General features: G+C 71.0%; 5 protein-coding genes. All 5 read right to left on the bottom strand.

What is annotated here, in order from left to right; all coding sequences use genetic code 11:
* Positions 1–98: 98 nt before the first annotated feature.
* Entirely contained in the window at positions 99–344 is a 246-nt protein-coding gene (locus tag ACFE8Y_RS21000) for a hypothetical protein (RefSeq protein WP_375466306.1), read from the bottom strand.
* An 11-nt stretch (positions 345–355) separates the two neighbouring features.
* Positions 356–1,456, bottom strand: a complete 1,101-nt coding sequence (locus tag ACFE8Y_RS21005) for a hypothetical protein (protein WP_375466307.1) — start codon at positions 1,454–1,456, stop codon at positions 356–358.
* A gap of 233 nt (positions 1,457–1,689) precedes the next feature.
* The gene (locus ACFE8Y_RS21010; RefSeq protein ID WP_375466308.1) at positions 1,690–2,988 is read right to left on the bottom strand and encodes a phage major capsid protein; all 1,299 of its coding nucleotides are present in this window, start codon (positions 2,986–2,988) and stop codon (positions 1,690–1,692) included.
* 75 nt (positions 2,989–3,063) lie between these two features.
* Entirely contained in the window at positions 3,064–3,621 is a 558-nt protein-coding gene (locus ACFE8Y_RS21015) for an HK97 family phage prohead protease (RefSeq protein WP_375466309.1), read from the bottom strand.
* A 113-nt stretch (positions 3,622–3,734) separates the two neighbouring features.
* A partial coding sequence (locus tag ACFE8Y_RS21020; protein WP_375466310.1) for a phage portal protein occupies positions 3,735–4,321 on the bottom strand: 587 nt, incomplete at its 5' end.

The raw sequence follows: 4,321 nt of genomic DNA on the forward strand, positions 1-4,321 counted from the left end.
AGGCGATGCCCGCCGGGCGCGGCAACCGCTCCGACTGGATGGCCCGGCCGGGGCGGCGGTAGGGGGCGCCAAGCCCGTCAGGACGACAGTCGCGTTCGTCAATACGCCTTGGCTTGTCCGGTCACCTGAACCTCGACGGCATAGTCGCCGAAATGGTCGGGCAGCGCATTCGCAGCCGCCCTGGTCTGTGCGAAGACCATGACCGCCCAGTCGTCGCCGCTCTGGTTCAGGCCGAGGCCGACGGAGAGATCGTCTCGGCCGGAGACATACTCGGACGCGAAGGCATCCTTGGCCGCCTGGGCCGCCGGCTTCGCCGCCAGGAGCTTGGCTCGCTCAACACCCATGATCCCCTCCGTCAGGCGCCAGTATGTATCTCAAGTTCCAGTGCATCAAGAACGGGCCGGATCGGATTGGCGAACGTGACGCCGCGACTGTGGATACCGCCCGTCTCGGTTCCGGCAAACAGCAGCGCGGCGGGCGACCCGTCGGCGGTGAAGATCAAGGCACCGCTGTCGCCGCCCTGTGAGAACGCACGATCCTCGCTCTCGACGGCGATCTGGTTGTCGAAGCGCGCGAGACGCTCGCCGGTGCCGAGGGCCATGGCGACGACGAGGTTGTCGACGCTGATCGACGTGACCTTGCCCTGGGTATAGCCCGTCGTGCGCCCGACCTTGCGGACAGGATCGTTCGTCAGGAGCTCTTCGACGATCTTGCCGACCCGCCAGGAGGTGGCGGCGTCCTGCGGGTCGGTCACGACGGATCCGTCGTGCTCGATGTCTCCGAGCAGCGTGGCGAAGGCGCAGTCGACGAAGTTGCGCGATTCCGCCTCGAACGCGATCGGGATGGCCCGGAAAAGGACGGCGATCCGGCTGTCAGGATCGTTGCGGCGGCCACCATCCTGGCGGCCGGGCTGGAGCACGATATCGCCGGCGCTGCCCTTGTCGGTGTTGGCCAGGATATGATTGTTGGACAGGATCCCGACGCCGCCCTCGCGATGACGGCAGATGCACGCGATGGTGCCGGCGGTAACGCCGTAGTGGCCCACCGATCCGCCGACGAGCAGGGGACGGCACTTGCCGGAATTGAGCGGATCCAATGCGCGGCGCCGGACCGGCCCGGTGTAGATGACCTTCGTCTCACCCCTGGCAAGACGTTGCGCCGCCTCGACGATGGGGTGCTGACGCAGGTCCTGCTTCTGGATGAAGATTCCGAGGCTCAGATCCTCCGGATTCCGGTTATGTCCCTCGGGCGGCAGCACGCCCAGCGCGATGAGATCGCGGGGATCGCGCTTCCGTTTCCTACGGCCCCCGACGATGTCCCGATGCGGGGCAGTCCCCGGAGCCGGGACGAACGAGGGAACCGCCTGGCCGGCCGACTTGGTCGACGCAACCTCCTGGAATTTGAAGATTTGCCGAAACACCTCCGCCTTGGCGTTCCGTGTGCCGTCCAGATTCATGTCCCGCGTCCCATCGATCGATCGGGCCGATCTAGATCGGAACGAAGCGGGGAGGGAAGGGGTGGGTTCCAATAAATCCAACTTCAGGTAATATTTTTGTCACAAATTACGCATCGACGAGCAGATATTTTACCTCAAGTTTACAACATGCATGGCTGTCGAAGCCTCGCCCGCCCAGCGGCTTCCGGATCGCGGTGTCCGGGCGGCGGATCGCCCGGACACCGCATCAGGCCTCAGGCGAACTTCAGCAGCTTGATCGCGCCGAAATCCTGCACGCCGCCGCCGACGCGCTTGGTCGTGTAGAACAGCACGTAGGGCTTGGCGGAGTAGGGGTCGCGCAGCACCCTGAGGCCCGTGCGGTCGACCACGAGGTAGCCGCGGCGGAAGTCGCCGAAGGCGATCGACAGGCTGCCCGCGGCGATGTCGGGCATCGCCTCGGCCTCGGTGACGGGGAAGCCCAAGAGCGTCGCGGCCCGGTCCGCGGCGGTCGGCGGCAGCCAGAGATAGTTGCCGTCGGCATCCTTGAACTTGCGGATCGCGCTCTGCGTCCGCCGGTTCATCACGAAGCCGGCGTTCTGGCGGTAGCCGGCCTTGAGGGCGTAGACGAGGTCGAACAGCGCGTCGGCCGGGTTCGCCACCGCGAACGCGCCGGCCGCGCCGGTGGCGACGAGCCCGAGCCGGCCGGGCGTCCAGGCGTCGTTGGCCACCGTGTCGTAGCTGAGGAAGCCGCGCGGCCGGCTGAGGCCGTTGCCGGTGACGAAGGCGACGCCCTCCTGCTCGGAGAACGCGGTCTCGACCTCGTCGGCGAGCCACGCGTCGATGTCGACCACCGCGTCGTCCAGGAGCGTCTGGGTCGCCGCCGGCATGGCGTAGAGCTCCATCGCCGGGAAGTTGAGTTCGGACAGCACCGGCCCGTCGGTCTCCGGCCGCGGCGCGGTCTCCGCGACCCAGCCGGCGGCCGGGGCTCCGGTCGCCACCGCGCGCTTGTACTGCCCGCCCGAGATGGCGCGGACGCTGGCGATGGCGCGGATCGGCGACAGGTCGGCCAAGCGCTTCAGCACCTCGCGCTCGACCGTCTGCGGGACGAGGTAGCCGCCGTCCGGCCCGGAGCCGGCCGAGAGCGCCTTGGCCTCGAGGCTCTTCAGGCCGCCGCTCTCGCCCGCCCGGACGTAGAGGTCGAAGGCCGCCTTGTGCTCCTCGGCCGCCGCGTCGCGGGGCGCGTCCGGCCGGCCGAGCGGCGGGCGGGCGCGGTCGAGACTGAGCCGGTCGAGGCGGGTGCGGGCGGCATCGAGACCGGCATCGATCCGGGCGAGCTTCTCCTCGGTGAGCGCGTCCGGCCCGAGCCGGCCCTCGATCTCGGCGAGCCGGGTGTCGTTGACCTCCTTGAAGGCCTCGAAGGCGCGGGCGAACTCGTCGAACGCCACCCGCGCGGAGTCGGGCTCGGCGGATGGACGCCCGGCCTTGTTCTCCAGGGGGGCGAAGGCAGACTTGGTCTCGGCAGACTTGGTCTCGAAAATCTCGTGACGGGTCATGATAGGTCTCACCTCGGGTTGATCGGAGCGAAGGGGGGATCAGGAGCGTGTGGCGTGTCCGGAGGGCTCGGCCCCTCATCCCGGCCCGCGCCACCGCGACGCGGGGGCAGCGCCGTGCGCACCGGACACGATGCGGCCGCCTCCCGCCGCCTGCGCCGCCGTCGCGCGGGACGGTGCGGATCGCACCGGCGCGAGCCGGCGCGCAAACGCGCGCATCTCCGCGGAGAGCGGCCTCCGCGCGACCCGCGCGCCGGGCTGGAGCGGGAAGGTGACCAGCGAGACCTCCCACAGGTCGAGCGCGTGGAGGTGCCGGTAGCCGCCCCGCGGCCGGGCCTGGAGGGTGCGGAAGCCGATCGACAGGCCGTCGAGGCCGCCCTCGCGCAGCAGGGCGTCGATCTCGCGGGCGCGCTGCACGCCGAGGTTCAGCCGGCCCGCGACGCGGAGGCCCCGTCCATCCTCGGAAAGCGAGAGCCAGCGCCCGATGGGTTCGGCCGGATCGTGCTGCCACAGCATCCGCACGCCCCCCGGGCCGCGCCGCCGCAGGCTGTCGGCGAAAGCGCCCGGCGCCACCACGTCGCGCCCGAGGTCGGGCACGCCGAACAGGCTGGCATAGCCGGTGAAGTGACCGTCCATCGGGAATCTCCGCCCGTGTGATCCCGCCGCCGCGGCGGCCGTCCTCGGACCGGCAGGCCGAGCCGCGGGGGGACATGAAGGCAGGCCGGGCTCCGCCCGGGCCCGCCGGGGCCTCAGGCCCCGGACCCCGGGATGTCCGGCGGATAGCCCACCGCCGCGCGCTTCTCGGCCACCGTCAGGAAGTCGGCCGCCTGCACCCGGCGCCACAGGGATTCGCGCTCCCCCGCCAGCGCCTCGACCGCGTCGAGGTCGGGCTCCAGGTGGATCGGGCCGAGCGCCGGGGCGAGCCAGTGGCCGAGCGCCTCCGCCGTGCGGCGGGCGAGCGGGATCAGGGTCTGGCGGTAGAAGGCGCGGTTGGCCTCGGCGTAGTTGGCGTGGGTGTTGTCGCCGGGCAGCCCGAGCAGCAGCGGCGGCACGCCGAAGGCGAGCGCGATCTCGCGCGCCGCCGCGGCCTTGGCCTCGACGAAGTCCATCTCCCGCGGCGAGAGCGCCAGCGGCTTCCAGTCGAGCCCGCCCTCCAGCAGCAGCGGGCGCCCGGCATTGCCCGCGCCCTGGTAGTTCGCCTCCAGCTCGCCCTTGAGCCGCACGAACTGCGCCTCGCTCAACGTGGCGCCGGCGAAGACGAGCGCGCCGGAGGGGCGCGCGGCGTTGTCGAGCAGCGCCTTGTTCCAGGCGCCGGCCGCGTTGTGGATGTCGAGCG

This window comes from uncultured Methylobacterium sp. (genome assembly GCF_964242245.1).
Taxonomy (GTDB): domain Bacteria; phylum Pseudomonadota; class Alphaproteobacteria; order Rhizobiales; family Beijerinckiaceae; genus Methylobacterium.

What these genes read in the sequence shown, in the direction of transcription:
- ACFE8Y_RS21000 (WP_375466306.1), bottom strand. Translation starts at nt 344, where the DNA reads ATGGGTGTTGAGCGAGCCAAGCTCCTGGCGGCGAAGCCGGCGGCCCAG.
- ACFE8Y_RS21005 (WP_375466307.1), bottom strand. Translation starts at nt 1,456, where the DNA reads ATGAATCTGGACGGCACACGGAACGCCAAGGCGGAGGTGTTTCGGCAA.
- ACFE8Y_RS21010 (WP_375466308.1), bottom strand. Translation starts at nt 2,988, where the DNA reads ATGACCCGTCACGAGATTTTCGAGACCAAGTCTGCCGAGACCAAGTCT.
- ACFE8Y_RS21015 (WP_375466309.1), bottom strand. Translation starts at nt 3,621, where the DNA reads ATGGACGGTCACTTCACCGGCTATGCCAGCCTGTTCGGCGTGCCCGAC.